This is a genomic window from Vibrio sp. 03_296, assembly GCF_002265885.1.
The window spans coordinates 1-758 of the sequence record NZ_NPKW01000990.1 but is presented as its reverse complement, the minus strand read 5'-3'; the positions used below and the strand labels follow the sequence as shown (position 1 = coordinate 758).

Genomic DNA, 758 nt, shown 5'->3' with positions numbered 1-758 from the left:
AAGATGTATTCGTACATCTTCCGTGYTATCGTTTCTGAAGGCTTCAAAACTCTTGCTGAAGGTCAGAAAGTAAGCTTCAACGTTGAAGAAGGTCAAAAAGGSCCACAAGCTTCTAACGTTACAGTTATCTAAGCTTATTTTACTTGTGGTTTAACCACGAGAAGAATATTAAACGGGTGCTCGAAAGAGCACCCGTTTTTCGTTGGTATTTAGAGAAAGTTTGCCTAAACGAATTTTTGCGAGTGAGAGTAGGAGTGAACCCTATTGTTGTTAGTGTTGGCTTGTTAATTGTTAGCAATTGTTTTATGACATTTGTTGGTACGCCCATCTCAAAGAGTTGAACAATAAACCATGGATTATTGCAGCATTGGTGAGTTGGGGGATCGCACTTTTTGAATACCTGCTCCAAGTACCTGCGAACCGTATTGGATACACGGCACTCAATGTAGGCCAGCTTAAAATTCTACAAGAAGTGATTACTTTGATGGTGTTTGTGCCGTTCTCTGTGTTCTATTTACGTGAACCACTGAAACTAGATTACCTGTGGGCTGGTTTGTGTTTGGTTGGCGCCGTCTATTTTGCGTTCGCAGTTAAGTTTTACACTAAAAAAAGCCCCCTAGCGAGCATGTAAGCTAAGGGGCTTTGAGTGCAAGTTTAATCAGTGATTCGATTAGATATCGAAGCGATCCGCATTCATTACTTTAGTCCAAGCGGCCACAAAGTCTTTCACGAACTTCTCTTTATTGTCATCTTGAGCG

The 758-nt window shown here is 41.1% G+C and carries 2 pseudogenes; both read left to right on the top strand.

Features of this window, described 5'->3' with window-relative positions:
• Nucleotides 1-132, top strand: a pseudogene (locus CIK04_RS29375) (cold-shock protein); the annotation flags it as partial.
• A 122-nt stretch (nucleotides 133-254) separates the two neighbouring features.
• A pseudogene (locus CIK04_RS29370) lies at nucleotides 255-631 on the top strand (DMT family protein).
• The last annotated feature ends 127 nt before the right edge of the window (nucleotides 632-758 follow it).